The sequence below is a fragment of the Paenibacillus sp. Soil787 genome (assembly GCF_001429545.1).
In the GTDB taxonomy this organism is placed as follows: domain Bacteria; phylum Bacillota; class Bacilli; order Paenibacillales; family NBRC-103111; genus Paenibacillus_E.
The window spans coordinates 595,486-616,679 of record NZ_LMSP01000001.1 but is presented as its reverse complement, the minus strand read 5'-3'; the positions used below and the strand labels follow the sequence as shown (position 1 = coordinate 616,679).

At 45.1% G+C, this 21,194-nt stretch carries 15 protein-coding genes and 1 pseudogene; 6 read left to right on the top strand and 10 right to left on the bottom strand.

Annotation, left to right across the window (positions count from 1 at the left end; genetic code table 11):
- Nucleotides 1-63 precede the first annotated feature (63 nt).
- Both ASG93_RS02470 and ASG93_RS02465 read left to right on the top strand, forming a co-directional pair.
- Nucleotides 64-1,665, top strand: a complete 1,602-nt coding sequence (locus ASG93_RS02470; protein WP_056828469.1) for a response regulator transcription factor — start codon at nucleotides 64-66, stop codon at nucleotides 1,663-1,665.
- Entirely contained in the window at nucleotides 1,649-3,457 is a 1,809-nt protein-coding gene (locus ASG93_RS02465) for a sensor histidine kinase (RefSeq protein WP_056828467.1), read from the top strand. Before ASG93_RS02470 ends, ASG93_RS02465 begins: the two co-directional genes overlap by 17 nt.
- A 55-nt stretch (nucleotides 3,458-3,512) precedes the next feature.
- Here ASG93_RS02465 and ASG93_RS02460 read toward each other — a convergent pair whose 3' ends face one another.
- From ASG93_RS02460 to ASG93_RS02440, 5 genes are read right to left on the bottom strand one after another with little or no spacing between them, the layout of a single operon-like run.
- Nucleotides 3,513-4,184: a hypothetical protein gene (locus ASG93_RS02460; RefSeq protein ID WP_056828465.1), complete on the bottom strand. Its 672-nt coding sequence runs from the start codon at nucleotides 4,182-4,184 to the stop codon at nucleotides 3,513-3,515.
- Nucleotides 4,181-5,065 carry an amidohydrolase family protein gene (locus tag ASG93_RS02455; RefSeq protein ID WP_056828463.1) on the bottom strand — a complete coding sequence of 295 codons (885 nt, stop codon included), beginning with the start codon at nucleotides 5,063-5,065 and terminating at the stop codon, nucleotides 4,181-4,183. Before ASG93_RS02455 ends, ASG93_RS02460 begins: the two co-directional genes overlap by 4 nt.
- A gap of 25 nt (nucleotides 5,066-5,090) precedes the next feature.
- Nucleotides 5,091-7,025, bottom strand: coding sequence for a hypothetical protein (locus tag ASG93_RS02450; protein ID WP_056828461.1), 1,935 nt, complete (start codon nucleotides 7,023-7,025; stop codon nucleotides 5,091-5,093).
- Nucleotides 7,026-7,038: 13 nt separating this feature from the next.
- Nucleotides 7,039-8,184: a glycoside hydrolase family 88 protein gene (locus ASG93_RS02445; RefSeq protein ID WP_056828459.1), complete on the bottom strand. Its 1,146-nt coding sequence runs from the start codon at nucleotides 8,182-8,184 to the stop codon at nucleotides 7,039-7,041.
- A 15-nt stretch (nucleotides 8,185-8,199) separates the two neighbouring features.
- Complete coding sequence (locus ASG93_RS02440; RefSeq protein WP_056828457.1) at nucleotides 8,200-9,102, bottom strand: aldo/keto reductase; 903 nt, start codon at nucleotides 9,100-9,102, stop codon at nucleotides 8,200-8,202.
- A 162-nt stretch (nucleotides 9,103-9,264) separates the two neighbouring features.
- Between ASG93_RS02440 and ASG93_RS37035 the strand changes: the two are divergent.
- Together ASG93_RS37035 and ASG93_RS02435 are read left to right on the top strand one after the other, a co-directional pair.
- Nucleotides 9,265-9,399: pseudogene (locus tag ASG93_RS37035) on the top strand (hypothetical protein); the annotation flags it as partial.
- 112 nt (nucleotides 9,400-9,511) lie between these two features.
- Nucleotides 9,512-10,384, top strand: a complete 873-nt coding sequence (locus ASG93_RS02435; protein WP_056828455.1) for an AraC family transcriptional regulator — start codon at nucleotides 9,512-9,514, stop codon at nucleotides 10,382-10,384.
- Nucleotides 10,385-10,388: 4 nt separating this feature from the next.
- On the opposite strand, the gene ASG93_RS02430 is transcribed toward ASG93_RS02435, so the two are convergent.
- The 5 genes from ASG93_RS02430 to ASG93_RS02410 form a co-directional block, all read right to left on the bottom strand.
- Nucleotides 10,389-10,889 carry an NUDIX domain-containing protein gene (locus ASG93_RS02430; RefSeq protein WP_056828453.1) on the bottom strand — a complete coding sequence of 167 codons (501 nt, stop codon included), beginning with the start codon at nucleotides 10,887-10,889 and terminating at the stop codon, nucleotides 10,389-10,391.
- A 754-nt stretch (nucleotides 10,890-11,643) separates the two neighbouring features.
- Nucleotides 11,644-13,689: an alpha-galactosidase gene (locus ASG93_RS02425; RefSeq protein WP_056828451.1), complete on the bottom strand. Its 2,046-nt coding sequence runs from the start codon at nucleotides 13,687-13,689 to the stop codon at nucleotides 11,644-11,646.
- Nucleotides 13,690-13,774: 85 nt separating this feature from the next.
- Entirely contained in the window at nucleotides 13,775-15,394 is a 1,620-nt protein-coding gene (locus ASG93_RS02420) for an extracellular solute-binding protein (protein WP_056828450.1), read from the bottom strand.
- Between the two features lie 122 nt (nucleotides 15,395-15,516).
- Complete coding sequence (locus ASG93_RS02415) at nucleotides 15,517-16,407, bottom strand: carbohydrate ABC transporter permease (RefSeq protein WP_056828448.1); 891 nt, start codon at nucleotides 16,405-16,407, stop codon at nucleotides 15,517-15,519.
- A 31-nt stretch (nucleotides 16,408-16,438) separates the two neighbouring features.
- The gene (locus ASG93_RS02410; RefSeq protein WP_056828446.1) at nucleotides 16,439-17,362 is read right to left on the bottom strand and encodes an ABC transporter permease; all 924 of its coding nucleotides are present in this window, start codon (nucleotides 17,360-17,362) and stop codon (nucleotides 16,439-16,441) included.
- 229 nt (nucleotides 17,363-17,591) lie between these two features.
- Between ASG93_RS02410 and ASG93_RS02405 the strand changes: the two genes are divergently transcribed.
- Both ASG93_RS02405 and ASG93_RS02400 read left to right on the top strand, forming a co-directional pair.
- The gene (locus ASG93_RS02405) at nucleotides 17,592-19,130 is read left to right on the top strand and encodes a response regulator transcription factor (protein WP_056828444.1); all 1,539 of its coding nucleotides are present in this window, start codon (nucleotides 17,592-17,594) and stop codon (nucleotides 19,128-19,130) included.
- Between the two features lie 17 nt (nucleotides 19,131-19,147).
- The gene (locus ASG93_RS02400) at nucleotides 19,148-20,902 is read left to right on the top strand and encodes a sensor histidine kinase (protein ID WP_056828442.1); all 1,755 of its coding nucleotides are present in this window, start codon (nucleotides 19,148-19,150) and stop codon (nucleotides 20,900-20,902) included.
- Nucleotides 20,903-21,194 lie beyond the last annotated feature (292 nt).

The window sequence follows — 21,194 nt, the reverse complement described above, 5'->3', positions numbered from 1 at the left end:
GACTCCTATAATTAAGTCGCGATGAGCTATAATAGCTTCAGAACATCGAGAGGATGAAGTTCCATGTACAAGCTTGTTCTGGTTGACGACGAAGAGATTGTTCGCAGGGGATTGAAGTATTTCCTGGATTGGGAATCACTTGGATTTCAAATCGTTGCTGATTTTGAGGATGGTAAAGAAGCCATCGAGTACTTAAAAACCCATGAGGTTGACCTCGTGTTAACCGATATTCGCATGGCAGAGATCAATGGTCTCCAGTTAGCTAAGCATATTTATGAGCATTCCCCCCATATTCGTGTCATTATCATTAGCGGATACAAGGACTTTGACTATGCGCAACAAGCCATTCAATATAATGTCGAACATTATTTGTTAAAACCTACGAAATACGATGAAATCACTGAAGTGTTTCAGGCTTTAAAACAAAAGATGGACAAACTAAAAACTCAACATATGAATCAGCAGCAGCAATCCGTTCGCTTCCATGAGCTTCTTCCTCTATTGAAAGAACAATTTTATACGGACTTAGTGATGGGGGCGTTACGGAATACGGAGGAGCTTAATAAACGAATCAACTTGTTATCCCTTTCACTAGATCCTGCTCATTGTCCCTGCGCTTTAGTTGAACTGGAGCTGTGTGAGCCCGAGAAGCTTTCCATGAAACGGGAAAAACTTACTTACTCGTTAAAGAGCATTTTCCATGCAGAGAATGGCAATTTCATGTATAAAGCTGTTTTCAATGATTATCAGGGGTTGAAATTAATTGCCTTTCCAACCCATTCAATAAGCCAAGACATTCTTCGTGAGCAGCTACTCGGGGAGCTTGATGTAATGATTTCACGAATCCGGAACAACTTCGACATAGTGCTTCGGTATCAAATCAGTGCGACGTTCCCTAATGTGATTGAGCTTGCCCGATTTAGTGAACCTTTAAAGTTAGTATTTGAAGAAACGCGAGGGAAAGATCGGCTGGATCCGTTGGAATATGAGAAGCTCTTGGAAAAGTACAAGGTATTCTTAGCGAATGTGACCGATGGTCAAAAAGAAGAAACGATGAGTTTAATTGACCGCTTCCTTGACGAGTTTCGCGACTTGCCTATTACGTTTGTTCATCGATTAATTATGGACCTGTTTGCGATGGTATTTCGCTATTACTCTGATCGGGGATTGGTTGGCAAGATACCTCATGAGACCGTTCACAATTACCATGTTGTCATTGAAATCAATGAGTTAGAAGATATACGTAAGTGGGCCAAGCAGTACATTAGCGATCTCATGGTTCTCAATGTGACTTCCAAAGAAACCAATGCAAAGCTGATCGTGGACGCCGCACAGAAGTATATCATTCATAACTTTCATCGAGATTTGTCACTCGAAGAGGTCGCTAATCACGTTTTCTTAAATCACATTTACTTTAGCCGAATCTTCAAACAAACCACGGGAACCAATTATATTGATTATTTAACACAACTCCGCATTCAGAAAGCGATAGAATTGCTGGAATCCCGCGAATATAAAATTCATGAGATTACGGAAAAAGTAGGCTATCTCAATAGTAAGTACTTTACTCGATTATTTAAACAAACTACAGGCGTCAATCCTAAGGATTATATTCGCCAACAAAGCCTGCTTTCACAAGGTGCTGACCATGAAAACAAACCGTAATTTAATTCAAGCCGTGCGCATGTACAAGTTCCAGAGTCTCTTTATCAAGAGCTTAATTCTCATTTTCCTGCTGGTTATCGTACCGTTCGCCGGTTTGAGCGTCGTTATGTATTTTCAGATGAATAAGGCCATAGAGACGGAAGTAAGTGGCGTTAACATGAACTCCCTTTACCGCGTGAAGGATAGTATCGATAATATCTTCAAACAAATGGACCACGTTTCGTTGGAAATGATCTATCAAGATGATGTTTCGGCCTTCATGTTAACAGATATCACCAATAACAATCTTACAGCCAATATGAAATCCATTCATGATAAAATCTCCATGTACACACGCTCCTTTAAGTATATTGATTCCTTATACGTCTTCTCTGAGCGAAATCAGTACATGCTTTCCAATCGACTAGACTCATCCCTAATAGAGTTTGATGACAAGACCTGGTCCGGTAACGTGTATCAAAAAATAGAAAAAAATATGTCCTACCGTGATCTTCGTAAACGGAATGATATTTATCCGTTCTACATCTCATTTACACGGCCTGCCTACCTCTATGAGAACAAAATTGGTGCGGTGACCGCTAATATTGATATCGAAGAGCTTCGTAAATTTTCAAATCAAACGACGGAACAATCCGAAAACACGTATATCATCGACGGAGATGTCGTCGTGTACAGCCTTAATCGCAACGAGTTCATGGCCAATATTCATAGTGTTAATCTTCTGAACGCGGCAGATGCCCTTACCAAAATTGGTGAACCTCATTCTTCTATTAAGACCATTCATGGACAAAAGTATATTCTTTCCGTGCTCCCCTCTGGGGATAATGGCCTAACCTATATTTCGCTATTACCGTTAAAAAATTACGAGCAAAAAATGAAAGATCTCCGTGCCTTTTTGTATGTGTTTTTTGGCGTTGGTGCGATCATTGTCTTAGTTGTTTCCTTATTAATCTCCATTAAGACATTCTCACCTGTTAATCAGATCATGTCCATGATTGAAGATCAGGAGAAGTTAGAACCCTTAATGGCCTCCAGCGAAAAAAGCAAATGGAACGAGGTTAGAACAATCACCAATTCGATCTTCCGAACCCTAGATGCGAAGAAAGGCTTAGAACAAGAGCTGCAACTGCGCTTGCATTCCTTACGGAAAGCGCAAACAATCGCCTTACAGAATCAGACGACACCACATTTCTTATACAACACCTTGGAAACCATTAAATATCTGGCGATCGAGTTAACGAAAGGACACAATCCCGTGTCCAACATGGTAACAGCACTATCTGACCTGTTGCGCCGAAGTCTAGATACAGACAATCCTTTAACTGATATCCGAGATGAGATCCAGCATGCCAAACAATATGTGGGGATCATGCAGGCCAGATATCCGAACAAGTTCGACGTGATATGGCAAATCCAAGAAAGTATTCTTAGCTGCCATATCTTAAAAATCTCCATCCAACCCTTATTGGAAAATGCTTTCCAACATGGAATTATTCCCACGCGAAACCCAGGTCAGATTATCATTACAGGGTTGCGTACCTCGGATGGCATTGTGATCACCGTTTCTGATAATGGACAGGGGATACCTGACACTCAGCTGAAGAAACTTCAACAAAGCATGTCTGGCGGGGTTAATTTGGAGGAAAAGCATATTGGGTTAAAAAACTTAAACCAACGTATTAAATTAATATTTGGTGAAGAATATGGCGTATTCCTTACCGAAAACCTCCACAAAGGTACCGCGGTGTTCATTGTTATTCCGGAAAATATAGACATAGATGAAATCGAATAAGTGGCTGAAATGGTAACAGCCGGTTACGAGTCACTTGACTCATAACCGGCTGTTGTCACATGATTCGCTCCATTTTACGCCACAAATGCTGCCCCTCTGGCGCTTCTTCCCATGGCTCGAAATGAGGGTACATCACCTCATGCCAATTGATCGGAGAATTTTTTGTAGTCAGTAATCCTTGACGTTTTGTTGCGCTCACCCTAGAAGGTAATTCATGATAGGAGAATAAGAACCTACCGAAAGAACCGATCAAATAGGATTGATTGAAGCTCTCCGGGAACTCTTCTTGCTTCTGATAATGATAGTAGATATAGCTCGATACCATATCCGGTTTCAATCTGGCGATTGAGCCTACTCGATCCTCAACCGATCGGCTGCCATGCCAGGAATCCGTGTCTTCCGGCAATCCGTCATGAAAAACGTCTATCATTGGGATTGCAAGTCTGTATAGCCTATCACTAGAACTGTCGCAAACATTAGGTTCAGTTGGCCACTTCTCTAGGTATCGATCGAAAGACATCGGCCAATCCCAGACTGGCGCACTCGAACTACCTAATACCTCCGTATAGACACAAACGTACAGATCGCAAGAGAACACGGAGACATTCGATAGCCCTAACGATGCCCACTCTTTACGTAGCGCGTTTGCATCTTCTTTAACAATTTGCTGGAATTCGTTAGCCGTTCCTATGCGAAGTTGGGAGTAGTAGAGGAATCTATGAATCATATTTCGCTCTCCTCAATCCCAAAATAAAATGCCTTGGCATTGTTATTGCGTACGCTTGCGCGCTCCATGTCGTTCCACTGCTTAGGCAGCAGCTGCTCGAATAATTGAACAACATCGCTATAGGTGCCCGCCATTAAGGCTACCGGCCAGTCACTGCCGAACATAATGCGTTGGGGGCCGAACTTTTCGGCAGTGTAATCAATATACGGCGCTAACCGCTCAGGATTCATACCACCAGCCGGTGTGATCATGCCTGACCATTTGCAATACACATTAGTGAAACCAGAAAGCTCGGCAATGTATGCCGACCAAAGTTCTAATTCACCATTACGAATTGGTGGACCACCTAGATGGTTAATAACGGCCTTTAAGTGAGGCACGAACCTAAGGCATTTAAGTACCGTTGGCATATTTTCCGGTCCGATCAGCAGGTCAACGGGGAAACCATCTTTCTCTAACACACGAAGATGTTCTACCAGACGATCCGGAACTTGCTCTGTATTTGGCTCGAAGACGGAACGGTCCAACCTGATCCCAACGAATTGCGGGTTGTTACGTAAACGTCGATATTCGTCAACGAAGGAATCCGCGAACGGATCCAGCCAACCTACAACACCGAGAATTCGCTCATCTTTACCCGCCAGCTCAAGCAGAAATTCCGTCTCTGCTATTGTCGGTGCTGCCTGTACGGCGATAAATCCACGCACGGAGCTAGCAGCCTCAGAACCTAACAGATCGGTTGGCAAATAATTCTGGTATAGAACGGAATTGCTCGGCTTCAGCCAATGATAATCGCCACGCTCCAGCTTCCAGAAGTGGACATGGCTATCGAGATAGGGAAGGTTAACATCTCTAGTTGATGACTGACGATTAAATGTCATAGCTTACAATCTCCTCATATGCTTACTATTCTAGGTTACGGCCTCGAATAAGCTTAGCTATCGAACTTTCCACTTCAGCACTCCACGGCGTTTCATAGGTTGGTTGATTCACATAACGTTTCATACCTAGTTTCAATTGAATTCCTGCCCCAGGTGCTAGAGTGACGGGTAACCATTTCCCATCGAGCTCTCCCTCTCCAACCTTTTGTCCGCTTTGATTAAAGCTCTCCATATAGGTAAACTGGTGCTCACCGAAACTACCCGCTTGCACGATCAATTCGCGTTCACTGAACGCCGATAAGTTCACAAGCGTTAAGGTGACAAACTCATCACCAAGCGCTTCCACCAAAGCACCTATGTCCTCTGGAAGACCGCATCTCTTTCGGTCTGCATCGAAATAACGCACTCTGGCATGTTGTAATCCACCGTGAGAAATGTGCATAGGAGCGCCTAGCATCATTTGCAGTAAGCCTTCGAAGTAGACAGGAGAAAATTCCTGCCACTCATGAATACTGTATGGATGATCCCAATCCCAGCTGGTTGGATCCCCCTTAGGAGAGCGAAGCTTCTCCAATTGAATCGCGATTAGCTCCAGATTTTGCTGCAAAATCCGCTCTGGATAGTCTGGGAATTGCCCTCTCATATATAAGTACCAAGGTACTGTATTCGCAATATAATGCTTGGTTTCCTTGCGGGTAACCGGATTTCTGCCAGAAATCGTGGGCATATCGATCAACCGGAAATGATCTTCATAGGGAATCCGGTCTACACGTGCTGCATCTTCCTCAGCCATCGATATCGTCCATAAATAAATCGGGTAGGTTGGAACTTGGATTCTGTAGTCTGTCCAGCCGGAATCAAAATGCTTATTCGGAACATGCCATTTCCCATTAATTTCTTTGCCTAGATCCCAATTTCGGTCCAATTGCGAACGTGCCAAATCTAATTTGCTCCGATCACCAGAAAGAAGCACAGCGTTCATACCAGCATTGGTTAGCGGTTCGATGATGGACATGAATCCGTGCGGCCAACGGTAGCCGTAGTAACCTCCCCACCATTTGCCATCGTTGTACTCACCTATGATATCGCTTAATCCGACGTTGTCTGGAATTAATCCGCCGTTACGAAGCGTACGCTCTTCCCACGCGGTCAAATAGTCCAATACCCACTGCCGATAAGATTCATCGCCCGTGTACATAAACGCATTGGTGATCAAGCCGGTTGCGTTCAAATTCAGCGGGACATCTCCCTTCGCTTTCCGTTCGTTCATTCGGCTAATGATTTCACGGTAGATGTTATCATCTGACCACTTGCACTTCCCGCTTGCGAAGTCTACACCTGGAATGTCCTCGAACGGTGCCAAATAATCATCGAGCACACCTCTATGAGTTACCCAGTCCTCTTCCGTCATCTGAAAGCGTGGTCCCTTGCTGCCCGTAATTGGCGAGCGCATCAGCTTTCGTTCTGCATCATAGTTAGGCACTTCCGGATTCTTACCGGTGTATAACTCAGCAAACTTAACAGCACGCTGACGATTCTTCAACAGATGCGGATCGGACAAGCCAAGGAAATAGAAATATAAGGAACCCTCGCCGTGATGCATCCAGTCATAATACGCATCAAATTCATTATGAATTTGACCATATTCAGTCCACTGCCAAGTAATCGCATCAAACATAAGGCGGGACAAACGCAGAATCTCTTCATTGCCGCCAAGTGCGTAAAGCAGGGATAAATTCATAAACGCTTCATAGGGATCGTCCGATCCGTCCATTCCTGGCCAGTCTTCACGCCAAACGATCGTCCCATCTTCTCGTGTATATCTACGTACATATTCCACTGCGGCCTCGTTCAATGTATCGATTAACTTCCGCTCCATGAGCGCCCAAGTTGGCGCTGTCCATGAATCACGTGCACAGATGTGACCTGTTGTTGGATTGGATTTGCTAGTGTGTGTCATTGGATGTTTCCTCCTACCAGAATGTATCATGTACGCCGCGCAGCTTACAAACTGCTTCCGCGAAGAAATAGTCCCCATAGATCATTGGTACGTTAACGTGCGTCTTCTTAGGTCGATTGGCAGTTCCCATCCGAAGAATCGCTTCCTCGCTAGGATCATCCCAAGTCGTGTATTTTTCATTTAATTTAAAAATCAGGTTCTCGGCCGCACGGCGATAAAGCTCAGACTCGCCCACAGGTACCAACAAGCTCAATTCCAACATGCCGCTGGCTGCACAGGCTGACGCGCTAGAATCCATAGCCATACCTTCTTCCCAAGGAGCTCGGAAATCCCAAGGCGGTAATCCATCTTCGGGAACATTGGCCAGGAAAAAATGCGCTGCACGTTTAGCTGCATCGATATATCGTTGATCTCCCGTGTAACGTGCGCTAAGTGCCATGCCGTATAACGCCCACGCAGTACCGCGCGACCATGCTGAATCCGGCGAGTAGCCTTGTCCCCCTAGCGCTTCTTGTCTCTCTCCAGACTCAGGATCGAAGCACACAATATGGTGTGACGATCCATCTGGACGCAGAAAATCACGCAAAGTCGTATCCGCATGAAGAGCAGCCACATGCCGAAAACGAGGGTCGCCCGACTCCTGACTTGCCCAATAGAGCAGCGGCAGATTCATCATACAGTCAATAATAGCCCAACCAACCCGCTCCGGTTGGTTCCAAGCGCGAATGAATTTGCCCTTCACATTGAAACGCCCAACTAGATGACTCGCGGCTGTCATTGCCCGTCGCTTTGAATCTTCACAACCAAGCAGCTTGTATTGTGCTACGGAAGATAAGCTCCACATAAACCCTACGTCATGATGCAGGGGATAAAAGTCGGTAAGCACGGGATCCATCAATGCTTCGATCTGTGCTGCTGTATCTTTGAGCTGATCTTCCTTAGACTCGCGATAAATCAGCCACAGAAGGCCTGGCCAGAACCCATTCGTCCACCAATCCGCTTCTTCACTATTATACTTTCCATCATAGGAGATATATGGGAAATCAGCGCCAATGGTTTCGCTCATTTGTCCCACTTTGCCGATAATTTGTTGCCAAAGCTCCTCTACCCATGGTGAATTCGCTGCATCCGCTCCAACGCTTGTTACTACTTTAGACATTGTCAACATCCCCTCTTACATTAATGGCTGACCTGGAAATAGAGAAAGCAGCCGATCCAATTCATCTTGCGGTAAGCCAACGCCATCGCAATAGCTGGCATTTAGGCCTAGCGAACGTAACGAAGTCGTCCCGGTTAAGGTCACCGTAATGTCTGGGCTAGCCAGGCTAAATCGCATGGCAGGCTCAATCAACCCTTTGGGCTCCGACTTACGAAGGAAGGCTATCTCTTGGATTCGTCGCTGCGCTTCTGTAAACATCGGCGAATCCTGCTTCATAAATGGCGCAGGAGCCTCAGCAAGCAGACCCATTCCGAGAACGCTTCCATTAATGACAGAAACGCCATGCTCTCTGGCCGTCGGTAACAGTTCATCCATGGCCGTATAATCAATAAGCATATAACGACAGAACGTCTGTATCGAATCGATATGTCCTGATCGAATAAATGGTAGCAACAGAGACGGATTAAATGCATTGACCCCAATAGCGCGAACCTTTCCCTGCTCCTTCAGTTTAAGAAAGGCGGGGATCGTTTCGTTCATTCCTATTTCCGAGTTCGACTCGGAAAGCTCGTGCATTTGAATGAGATCCACATAATCTGTGCCTAGACGCTTCAAACTTTCCTCAACGGAAAGAATCGTATTCTCGTACGTATAGGGCACACCTCGCATAACAGCTTTGGTAGCAAGGAAGACTTTGTCCCTTTTCCCCTGAAGCGCCAACCCAATTCGTCTTTCGCTTTCTCCTCTTCCATATAGCGGTGCTGTATCGATAAAGTTAACCCCGAGCTCTAAGGCCCGATTGATCACCTCAGTTACTTGTTCATCCGAGACCGGACCGTAATCCCCGCCAAGCGGAGCGCCCCCAAGACCTAGCTTCGAAACTCGAACTCCCGTTTTGCCAAATGTGGTATATTCCACTATGTTCACATCCTTACTTGTCTTCATTCATTGATACTACTATTATAATTCACTAGGTCATTTTTTAGTTTTGCTGTATGACACTGAAATGTTGTTATTTTGCACAACCCTCAGTTGTTACATGGATAACGTATAATAAAAAACCTCTTTATTCACAAAAAGAGACAAATTGCTAAAGCTGTAAATGCAACACTTATTTCATTGAATGATGCTCCGAAAGCTTATCAAGATTTTGATCGAGGCGTTTCGCGGAAATTTAACTCACATATTAGGCAATGGCTCTCTTGCATTATATAAAATTCGTCGGTTTCAAAGTTACACTGTATTGCATGGAATTGTTGTTTTCTTGTCATGATTGATTACGACATGTTACACTATTCTGAGCTAATCATCAGGAGGCATCCAGACGATGAAATTCTTAGAAGATGTAGAACTACATGAAATCCCCTATCGCTTCAGCTATCGCAAGATAACGACTGAGAATTATAAAGGATTCTACCATTGCCATCAGGGTTTGGAGTTTTTATATGTGCATCAAGGCACTGGTCAAATTGTGGTAAATAGCAAAGTCTACACGATTCAGTCTGGCACCTTCCTCTACCTGCAACCGTATCAACTACATCACATTCAAGTTGAAGTTCGTCCGGATGCCCCGTTCGAGCGAACGATAATCTCTTTAGAGCCCTCTATATTTGAACCCTATTTCTCTTCATTTCCACACTTGAATGCTTATTTTCAGCATTTATGGAAAAATGAACTCGAAGAGCAGGTGCTCCAGCAAATTGATAATAATAGCTTTATCAGCCAGTTATTTCAGCATCATCATGCAGGGTTTTCCAAATACCAGCTCGATGCCAAACAGCAAAATTTCGCTTTACTCCTGCTGCAGATTTTTCAATTCCTCTATGCAGAAGGATTTGGAAATCCAATTGAAAATGGCAATGGATTAAATCCACAAAGACAGCTTCGTTATTCTGAAAAAATCATGAATTGGCTAGAGGGGCATTATTCCGATGAAATTTCACTCGATGCGTTAGCGGATCATCTGCATATATCCAAATATTATGTATCTCGTATCTTTAAACAAGAAACTGGCGCTACTTTGATGGATTATATTCTCGCCAGACGTATCAGACAAGCCTGTCTGTTATTAATAACAAGCAACAAAGGAATTGAGCAGATCAGCATTGAGGTGGGGATGAACAATTTTCCTTATTTCTGCCAGGCTTTCAAAAAGCTTGTAGGCACAACACCGATGAAATACAGAAAAAAACTGCGTTAGCTTATTATTCCAAAATTAATGTTCCAACGAATTTTTTATAATCTTTAAACACTCTTTCGTGATGTCTTGCAAAAAGCTCGTTCGAAGCTTCTGGAAGATTATCTAGTTGATAAAAGTTGGCATCTACGCTCTCACCAGTCTCTTTTTCAAGAGTACCTTTCCACTCATCTACTCGAAATAAATATTCAATTACATGATGCTCGTTCCCCCAACCGTCCGTGAATGCTTGTGTTGATGGAGATGAATAAACAGCAATTAGAGTTGCTCGAAGAACGTCAAGCCCTGTTTCTTCTTTGACTTCACGCTTCATTGCATCAAACACGGATTCGTCTAGTTCCATAGCTCCAGCGGGCATACCCCATTTTCTATCACCACTACGCCTTATGAACAAGGCACGACCTTCACCATCCAATACTATGGCCCGTACCGAGTTTACTATTATTTTTTGCATTCCAACCACTTTGCGAAGCTTACCTAAATAGGAATCCTGCCAACTACCACTCATATTTGCTCACCCTTCGGGGAATCATATATTTTCGTTCCTTCTCTCGAATTTAATTCTAGCTTTCATATTGACCTGTTGTAAACCATGTGACGTGCTCCGTTATTGGAGGGTATAGTTAAAAGTTTGGTGCGAGGGCATGTAAATAGAAATCAGTTCAAATACCGATAAACAACTGGTCAAATCCAACTCTGTGGAGTGATTTTGGACATATAAGCTGCTAATCTGAGGATCGCGTGGAACGAGGATCCTCTATTTCGGTGATTATACCGCTGCAGGGCCCGTACGCGGAACGAGGGGGCGTTATTTTGGTGTTTCACCGGTTTTTACACCTCGAAAGCGGGAAATAGAGGCTCCTCGTTCCGCGAAAACTTGAAATACGCGTTTTTTCGCTCAGGCTTCTACGTTCAGCGAAAGTCTGGTGATGCCGGGTCCGGGTTGAATTTCGGATGCAGATAGAAAAACTAAGGGTACGGCTTGCCTGTGAATGGGCATGAGATGGATGCACTCCTTTATTGGAGTATATTGTAGAAAGTTGAGTGAGAGGGCAGGTAGATAATCAAGAATATGTTCACAGGTGGGTGAACATTAATTATTTGGCTACTTGGCAGAAGGAGCGTCTGTATTGGAGAATCGACACGAAATGGACAGTTGAGCGGTTTACGATATGGACTGGGACTGGTTGGGCTTAGTTTTCGGGAACCGAAAACCGCGATCTAATGTGGTTAGAAAAGAGCTGCCTAAGCAGCTCTTCCCTCTAAAAAATCAACTTAAGAATCTTCGACTCAGCCGGCTCTAAGCGAACGCTTATGTCTCCTGACGATTGATTGGCGGTTTCTTCCCAGAGATCATGCAGCTCGTACGCCGAATTTTGGGACTGACCCAAACGCTCCATGGATATACGTTTCTCAACCACTTCATCTTTATTATAGTTAAACACAGCTATCAAACAGTCCTCATCTGCCATTTGAAAAAAAATATCAGCAGAAGCCGCATCAGTATTTCCCTCAAGCGGAATAAAACTTTTCCCTGTCTTTGCAATTTTCAGCAGCTCCGGCCGAGTCAACCAGTCCTCTGCCCTGGTTCTTGCTTCCTCTTTGCGGAAATCGTCCCCCATGAGAAGAACCGTTCCGGCAATAAGGGAAGCGTTTAGACGACTCCTACCTTCCTGCACCATCGTAGGTTCTTGGTTAAAGCTCTTATACAGAACGGTATGGTCAGGATCATTGAACGGATATATAGTTCCATTCATCCACCAACCATATGTGAGTGAATTCAACATATACTCTGTATCCTTCAGTGTACCGAAAGCATCACAAGAGATGCGCCTGCTATGGGCGTATTGATGTGGAAACATTGGCGCGATGGATAAGTTGATAAAGAATGGACGCCCAATAACCTGGGGATCAAGCCTGTTCTTGATCAGCGCCATGGCAAGGTTGTACGCTTGAAGCCCTGTACGCACTTCCTTATCGAAGTGCACGCCTTCCAAAGCACCGTGTCCAAGGAAGTCGAGTTTAATGTACTCGAAGCCCCACCTAACAAAACGTTCAAGATGCCACTCCGTCCGCATCAGATTGCCTGGGTGCGTAGGATCAATTGCCAGTCCGCCGTCCAATTCGGGTAAAATTTCCCCGTGCTCATCCCGCAGCAGTAGATCTCTGTACGTATACTTGCCGTCCGTTCCTTCCACAACCCGGTCGAAATCGTTCCCCCAGAAGGCAAAAGGGGTCCAATAAATGCCGGCCTTTTGACCATTGTCACGAACGTGACACACCGCGTCTTCAAGCTGTTCCTGCGAAAGGTTCGTCCAGAAGGAATCAAAATTTATATAGACCGTCCCCTGATGATGAAACCCGCCATCGTATAAGCTCTTTAAGAAGTCCGACGTATGGGTGTAAAGCTCGTAGTCGAGTTCTCCACCGGCCGCCGACCAGCTATTCCATCCGAACGGAACGCCGTGTTCCCATTGTAGAGATGGAGCTATCACAGCATTAGCTTTTCCGTATTCCTCCAGTCCGGTTCTGTAATCCGCAAACATGCCCACAAAGATACGCGGTGAAGCAATTGTTTTGCCGATCAGCGCACCGTGAGGAATGGCATCCCGCGTATACTCGCCTGCTGCTCCACCGTATACCTCCAGATGATGAATAGCCGCTCCTTCATGTCCGACCACTTTCAGACCGGTTTTCCAAGTATCATGAGTAACAGAACCAATAACTAGCCCCTTTCTCGATGCAGGTTCGAAAATAGCCGTTACCTCATAGCTTTCCAGCTGATTCGGCATGGCAGTAGATTCGTAACGTACCCACTTGTCGTTATCGAAAGGCACCAACAGCGCGCGCAGTTCCTCTGCCGCCATTTCCAAAGCTGATGATCCCTTAGCTGCATTCACCTTCAATGGCGAAATATAGTTGGTCTCCAATGTTTCCGTTTCGCCTTCCAACTCGACCTGAACGAAATAGTATGGCACTTTTTCATAAAGCCAAAACGTCTGCGTCATAACCGGAAGCGACTCAGCCGAATGAATCACAGAGAAGCGGCAGCCCGTGCCGAAATCATCACGGATCATTTGAGCGCCGCCAGCGGAAAGTTTGTGCTCCGAATATTCGGTCGAAGAAACGTATTTGCCTCCTTCGACTACTCCGATCCGCGCTGCGCTATAAGCGCCGCTCAAGCGGCTTCCGGAATCCCATTCATATTCGGTTAATCCGCTTGCCAGATCGACGATAATTCGGCATAACCTATTCTCTACAACCACTTGCCCGTTCAACGCTTGAAAGCTCACCGTACTGGATATCATCTTTATCCACTCCTTCATGCCTATAGACATTTAAATGAAGAAGGAAGCCGGAACAGTCCCACGGCTTCCTAATCTGCATCCTCTCTTATTTCCAAAGATCCAAGCGTTTCTTGTAGTTGTCATTTATGATTTTCTCCACTTTCTCATCGCCTGCTGCCTTCATATCGGTAAGCATTTTATCGAACAGAGCGGCTGCATCCGTATCGGTCTTGGAGATGATGACTTTCGTAATCGTTTGGCTCATAATATCTGAAATCTTCTGGCTGACGAGCGCATCCGGGGTGCCGCCGGCAGGGCCGAGATTATCATAAGCCGACGTTTCCCACACCGTATCGGACAAGTTCTTCAGTGCCATCTGGTCGATCTCGCCACGCTGGTAACGGCCCGGCAAATCATACGGCGTACCGTCGGAGCCTTTACCGTTCTTCACGAACCAAGTCCATTTGCGAATACCTGTTTTCTTTGCGAAGTTATCCCAATCGTCTTTAAAGCCTTGAAGAACTTCCGGACGCGGCGTATGCTTGCCGTCCTTCATATCCCAGTGCACACCCTCTATCCCCCACATGAGAAGGTATTGGCCTTCTTCGCTAGCTAGGAAGTCAATGAGTTTCATCGTTCTTTCTGGATTTTTATTCGTCTTTGTGATCGCAATCGCATCCCAACCGAGCGAGCTTTTTGGCCCTAAGGTCGTTTTTGCCGGGTCAACGCCAGGTCCCACAAGCTTATACGGATAAAGCTGCTTTTCAGGTCCGCCTGCTTTCTTAAGCACACCGTTAGGCGTACCAAAATCCCAATATGCGCCTGGTGATGCAAATACGAGTCCGCTAGAAATTTTTTGCTCCCACGTTTGTTTCTTATTGACAGGCCATTCCGGATCAATTAAGCCCTCTCGGTACAGCTTATTCAAGTACATCAGCATGTCCTTATATTTCGGGTCCTTCACATCGTACTTCAGTGTTCCATTATCTTCGTAGTATGTCTTCATCCCCCACATGCCTTTAAACGTTCCGAGCACAGCGCCCATATTTTCACCGTTGAAGCTCATCGGGAATACGTCTTTGCCGTCCACTTTGCCAAGCTTTGTTTTAAAATCCTTCAGCAGCGCCTCGAATTCATCTGCCGTGAACGGCTTTCCACCTTCAGCTTTGTCCGGAGCAATCTGTTTAAGCCAATCCTTGCGCATATTTATGCCGAATACAGGCTCATTCTCCGGGCCGTACCAGTTAGAAAGATAGTAGTTTTTTCCGTCGGTAAACCGTGTCTTTTTCAAAGTGTCCCCATACATTTTCTGCACGTTGGGACCATATTTCGCAATCAGATCATCCAGCGGAATAATCGCCCCTGCGGCGATGTACTTACTAACGATATCTCCTCCGCGGTCCATTAGTACAAGATCCGGCAGATCGCTGCTGGCGAGCATCAGATTCAGCTTTTCGGAAGGATTGCCCGTTGGCTGCTGAATTTCGATCGTTACGCCCGTCCGTTTCGTAATTTCTTTGGCAACCTCGTTCGTGAAGGCGTCGCCTGTATTTTTATCAAAGAAAGTCATTTTAATCGGTGTCAGCTCGTTTGCTTTGTTATCGCTTGTGGCTGCTGGCTTATCGCTTGGCGTAGCCGTATTTTCTTTGGTAGAGCAACCGGCGATGACGGAACCGATAAGAACCGTTGAAAGCAGCACGTTGAACGTTTTCCTGGTCTTGAACATGGAATAAAATCCCCCTTGACTAATTGTATTAGAAACAAAGATTACATTACTTACTAGGATATCGCCCTATCCACTACGGACTGCGCTCCCAACCACCGCCTTTCAGGAATGAGAAAGCTGGACTAGGCTTTAACTGCTCCAACCGTCATGCCTTTGACAAAATACTTTTGCAAGAACGGATACACAATGACAATGGGCAGCGTTGCAACGATCGTTGCCGCCATGCGGATCGAATCCGACGATACCGCGAGGCGTTTAGCTGAATCCGCCATCTGCTGCGCATCCGACACCATGGAAGACGTCTGATACTGATTCAAAATTTTGACGAGAACAGCCTGCAACGTCTTCAATTCAGGCTTATAGGTGAATACATAGGAATCGAACCAAGAATTCCAATGGCCGATCGCCGTAAACAATCCTATCGTAGCAAGTACCGGAGTCGTCAGCGGCAACACGATCTTGATGAAAATCTGCAGATCGTTCGCGCCGTCCATCTTCGCTGATTCATCTAATTCCCCTGGAAGCTGCTGAATAAATGTACGTACCAATATCATATAAAACACATTCATAAGACCTGGCGCAATGTACACCCAGAAGGTATCAATAAGGTGCAGGCTCTTTAAGATCATATAGTAGGGGATTAAGCCGCCGCCGAAATACATCGTGAATATGAAGAACAGTGTGATGAACTTCCCGCCGACCAAATCGCGCTTGCTGAGCGGGTAAGAAAGCAGACAGATGACCAGAACAGCGAGAGGCGTGCCGATCAGTGTGCGTGCTAACGTCACTTTAACCCCATTAATAATTTCCTGATCGCCTAAAATCTGCGTATAGCTTGTTAAGGAAAACACCCTCGGCCAGAAATAAACGCCGCCCCGGATCGTATCCTCCGCACTGTTTAGAGACAGCACAAGAATGTTCCAGAAGGGGTAGAACGTTACGATAAACACCAGAAAGAGAAACACATAAACGAACCAGGCGAAGACGATATCGCCACTCGATCTTGTTCTCACTCAGACCCACCCTTTCCTATCTTTTTCTTATTTAGAATAAAGATTGTTGATTCATTCGCTTAGACAGCGTATTCACGCTAACGACTAGAATAAAGGCAATGACCGATTTGAACAACCCTACCGCAGCGCCATAAGAGAACATGCCGTTCTGCAGTCCGTATCTGTACGTATAGGTATCGATTACGTCTGAATATTTCAAGATGGTGTTGTTTTGCAACAAATACTGCTGATCGAACCCCGCGTTCAAGATACCTCCGATTGACAAAATCGCCAGAATGACGATCGTAGGACGTAATGACGGAAGTGTGACGTGAACCATTTGGCGCATGCGGCTGGCGCCGTCAACTCTTGCTGCTTCATATAGTTCGGGATTAATCGCGGAAATTGCAGCCAAATACATGATGGCGTTAAATCCCATATCTTTCCACATATTGGATACCGCAATGATCCCCCAGAAATAATGGCCGTTTTGGAAAAATTGCACCGGTTGCTCCGTGATGTGCATGAGCATCAACAGCTTATTAATCAGCCCCTGCGAAGAAAGCAATGTTATGATGATGTTTGCTGCTATGACCCAAGATATAAAGTGAGGCAAGTACGATACCGTTTGTACCACTTTTTTGAATAAGCCGGTCTTCACCTCATTGATCATTAGGGCTAGCAAAATCGGGGCCGGAAATCCAACTAACAGCGATAAGAAGCTTTGCGCAATCGTATTGCGCATGATGATATAAAAATCACCGCTTGTAAAGAAGTACCGAAACCACTCGAAGCCGACAAACTTACTCGTAAAAAACTGGTGGAAAAAGGAACCTCCCCCGGGCGAGTAATTGATGAACGCCATGTACAAGCCGAACATCGGACCATAGGAAAATAAGATGGTAGAGATGAAGGCGGGCAGGATCATTAAGTATAAATATTTTTGTCCTTTCATCCTTCTGAGTCGCGCTTCCATATGTATAACCCGCCTTTTCCAGGCTGCGGCGGCTTGTGCCGCTCCGTCACAACCATAATCATTTTGTATATTCTCATTATAAGAATGAGCACAAAACAATTCTATACAAGCATCTTCAGAAACGTATTCCAAATGAACGATCCTTTTGCGAGGTCATTGTTTATTTGAGCTATACGTTTTACAATAAAATCGGTAATATCAAGCGTTTAGAAAGGTGGTAGCGCTTTCGATGTACAGCATACTGCTTGTAGACGATGAAAAAATGGAGCTCGAGATGCTGGCCGACTACGTTCGTTGGGGAGACATGGGCATTCGTGTCGCTGGAACGGCGAAGAACGGCAGAGAAGCGCTTCAGCGCATGGAGGAGCTTCGTCCTGATATCATATTAACGGACGTTCGTATGCCGATTATGGACGGACTAGAATTCAGCAGACGGGCCAAACAGATCAATCGCAATGTTCAGATCGCATTCCTAAGTGGCCACGATGAGTTTCAATATATTAAAGCGGCATTATCCGTGGAAGCTATCGGCTATTTATTAAAGCCCCTCGACATGGGAGAGCTCCAGCATTTAATGGAGAAAGTCAAACAAAAGTGCGAGGAATTCCGGATTTCCTCCCAAACCTCGGAAGTACTAAAGGAATCCTATTTGAGGGAGCTGATCCTGGAAAGCAGTCCCCTGGTTAGATCACAATGGATTGAGAAATTGTTACTGCTTCCATCCATGATGCCTGCGAGCGGTTTTTATCAAATATTATATATATCGGTTGACCCTGTCAGCCATTATGGTGTGGAGCTCGTGATAACTATCCGAAATTTCGCGCAGACGGAAATACCCCGTTCCTTTCTATGTCAGATCAAAGAAGGAACCTTCGTACTTCTCTGTCACAAGCTTGATACTCCGTCAATTGAGCTTAGCCATGCATCGGAGCAGCTAATTCAGTATGTCAACAACAGAAACGCCGCCATCATTTCAATCGGTGTATCCGACATTGGCATGGGCCTCGAAAGCCTATACGATTTATGCGCAGGCGCCAAACGAGCGAATGAAAGCAAATTTTATTTCGGCTTGGGATCGTGTACTAAGGCAGATCAAGCCGTTGAGCCAGTGTACAAAGAGGTGAACCCTGAACCGGCAATTGCCTCCCTTTGTCATGCCATTTCCCACTTGCAGGAATCCACGGCTATCACCGTGATTCAAGACTTTTTTGACGCTATGCGCACCTCGAAGGTCGACAGGGATCTGGTATGCTCAAGCTCTTTGCGCCTTATTACGGCGATAGAGCAGCATTTTGCCCATTTAATCGGGGGTGACTCCGTCAATTCTATGTATGTCGACGATTGGAAGCGTATAGCCAATTATTCAACCATAAACGAAATCGAAGATCACATCCTGGATGTCTGCCGTTCCATCCTCTCCCTTATGAAGGAAAAGGACAAGGACAAGAATCTTCATATCATTCATCAAATCGCTAGTCTCATCGACCGCAGCTTCAGCAGACAGTTGACCATCGAGGATATCGCTAAACAGGTGTATCTGTCACCCAATTACGTGCGAACCATATTTAAGGACAAAACCGGAGAAACGATATTAGAATATTTGACACGTGTGCGGATTCATCATGCTGCTGAACTGCTCAAAGACAAATCCAAAAAAATCCATGAGATCGCTGCATCCGTTGGCTACGAAAACGTCTCTTATTTTTGCTCTGTGTTTCAGAAATTCAAAGGAACGACACCCAACGAATACCGGAAAAAACTTTTATGATACAAGGACGATTACCCATGCCACTCCGGTTTGTAGTCAAAACGTTTCTTAATCTCAGTTTGCGCAGCAAGCTGTTCGCCGTCTTTTGCATCGTTTCGATCTTACCGTTGTTATTTTTCGTCAAATATTCATACGACACGACCACAAGGGAGCTAACGACGCAAATCTATACCAATATGATTGCAACGACAGAACAAATTAACGCCAACTTGGAAACGAAGCTAGATTCCTATTCGAAAATATCCGCATCCATTTATTTGGATAATACGCTGCGCCTGCTGCTGACCAAAGATTACACCGAGAACAGTACAGAGTACTTGGATTCGTACATTTATTTCAATAATGTGATTAATAATGTACTGGCCACGAATCCCGACATTCGCGCGGTATCCATCTACACGAGCAATACGACATTTCCTGCGGACAGCGTATATATTAAGCGAATTGATGATGCGGCAAAATCAACCAATTGGTACGAGTCGATTGCTCATTCTTACGGTAATGTGACTTATAGCGTATCCGCAACTACGGCTGTCACCGAACCTGTATTCAAGCTGGCGCGTTTGCTCAATAACAACAGCCTTAACTTTCCTTACGGTATTCTTACGTTCGATATCGCCGAAGCCGACATTTATCGGCTCATGGAAAAGGAAGATAAACAAAAAGATATTTATATCGTTAACGAGTACGGCAATATCTTATCTAATCGCAACAAAGCGCTCCTGAACCAAAATATCGGCACCTTTATCCCCGGTACTTTCGGCGAGAAAAGTTCTGGAAGCTTCGACAGCATGTACAATGGTGAGAAATCGCTGGTCGTTTACAACACAATCAAGAATGGCTGGAAAACGATTTCCGTCATCCCCTATAAGAGCTTCATTACGAACGCTCAAATCGCCTCGAAGAGAATTCTAATCATGGCTTTGAGCAGCATAGCGATCTCCGTTGTTTTGATTTATATAACCGCACGGTTCTTCACCAAACGGATCGAATCACTGCTTCAAGTCATTCGGCGGATAGAACGGGAAGATTTCAATGTTAACATGACGTTTATGGGGCATGACGAAATTGGCCAGTTATCCTTTGCCTTCAAAAAAATGACAGGCCGCCTGAAAGAACTGATCAACGAGGTCTATAAGAAGGAAATATCGAAGAAAGAAGCGGAAATGAACATGCTGCAAGCCCAAATCAATCCGCATTTTTTATATAATACGTTGGCGTCCATCTCCGCATTAGCCGTTAAGCACAGAGATAACACCATTAGCGAAATGGTTTCGCACCTTGCCAAGTTTTATCGAATTTCCTTAAATAAAGGAAAAATGATACTGCCCATTAGTGAAGAAATCAAACTCACCAAGTATTACATCGCCATCCAGCAGCACCGGTTCGAGGGACTGCTTCGACTCCATTATGCGATTGACGATTCCGTACTTGTTTATCAGACGGTCAAGCTGGCATTACAGCCATTTGTCGAAAACGCCATCAATCATGCGGTTTGGGACGATGAAGTGGGAATTAATATCATCGTCAAGGTGTACAAGGATGCTCGTGATATTTATCTGGAAGTGATCGACGACGGGATGGGCATGCGGACTGAAACACTGGAACGTGCTCTGAATAAAACGGACAACGTCTCGGGGTATGGGATCTCCAATGTGGACCAGCGGATCAAATTAGCCTTTGGCGACGAATACGGTGTTACGCTTTATAGTAAATTCGGCATCGGAACGAAGGCGCAAATTCGTATTCCGCTGCATGGTATTCGTTCATAGGCATGATTAGAAAATATACGGCTTGCGCCGTAATTGGGTGAGGCTTAGGTCAATGCAGATCAGGCTGCGCCCAAGAGAAGTAACGCTTATGCGCGGTTGAACGATGTTGTAAAAAATGCAACAATTTCAGCCAATATCCGCCTCATTCCCCTTGATGTTGCATAACGTACAACAATTTGGACCATATACAGGCCATTTCGCAACAAATGGGTTCGAATTGTTGTACAAACTACAACATCAGCTTGCAAAATAGCCTATGACGCGTGGATTTTTGTACAAACTACAACATTGG

Bases quoted from the DNA above. Each gene is read 5' to 3' on its own strand.
- ASG93_RS02420 (WP_056828450.1), bottom strand. From the start codon at position 15,394: ATGTTCAAGACCAGGAAAACGTTCAACGTGCTGCTTTCAACGGTTCTT.
- ASG93_RS02460 (WP_056828465.1), bottom strand. From the start codon at position 4,184: ATGATTCATAGATTCCTCTACTACTCCCAACTTCGCATAGGAACGGCT.
- ASG93_RS02435 (WP_056828455.1), top strand. From the start codon at position 9,512: ATGAAATTCTTAGAAGATGTAGAACTACATGAAATCCCCTATCGCTTC.
- ASG93_RS02465 (WP_056828467.1), top strand. From the start codon at position 1,649: ATGAAAACAAACCGTAATTTAATTCAAGCCGTGCGCATGTACAAGTTC.
- ASG93_RS02405 (WP_056828444.1), top strand. From the start codon at position 17,592: ATGTACAGCATACTGCTTGTAGACGATGAAAAAATGGAGCTCGAGATG.
- ASG93_RS02445 (WP_056828459.1), bottom strand. From the start codon at position 8,184: ATGTCTAAAGTAGTAACAAGCGTTGGAGCGGATGCAGCGAATTCACCA.
- ASG93_RS02400 (WP_056828442.1), top strand. From the start codon at position 19,148: ATGCCACTCCGGTTTGTAGTCAAAACGTTTCTTAATCTCAGTTTGCGC.
- ASG93_RS02430 (WP_056828453.1), bottom strand. From the start codon at position 10,889: ATGAGTGGTAGTTGGCAGGATTCCTATTTAGGTAAGCTTCGCAAAGTG.
- ASG93_RS02425 (WP_056828451.1), bottom strand. From the start codon at position 13,689: ATGATATCCAGTACGGTGAGCTTTCAAGCGTTGAACGGGCAAGTGGTT.
- ASG93_RS02455 (WP_056828463.1), bottom strand. From the start codon at position 5,065: ATGACATTTAATCGTCAGTCATCAACTAGAGATGTTAACCTTCCCTAT.
- ASG93_RS02410 (WP_056828446.1), bottom strand. From the start codon at position 17,362: ATGGAAGCGCGACTCAGAAGGATGAAAGGACAAAAATATTTATACTTA.
- ASG93_RS02470 (WP_056828469.1), top strand. From the start codon at position 64: ATGTACAAGCTTGTTCTGGTTGACGACGAAGAGATTGTTCGCAGGGGA.
- ASG93_RS02450 (WP_056828461.1), bottom strand. From the start codon at position 7,025: ATGACACACACTAGCAAATCCAATCCAACAACAGGTCACATCTGTGCA.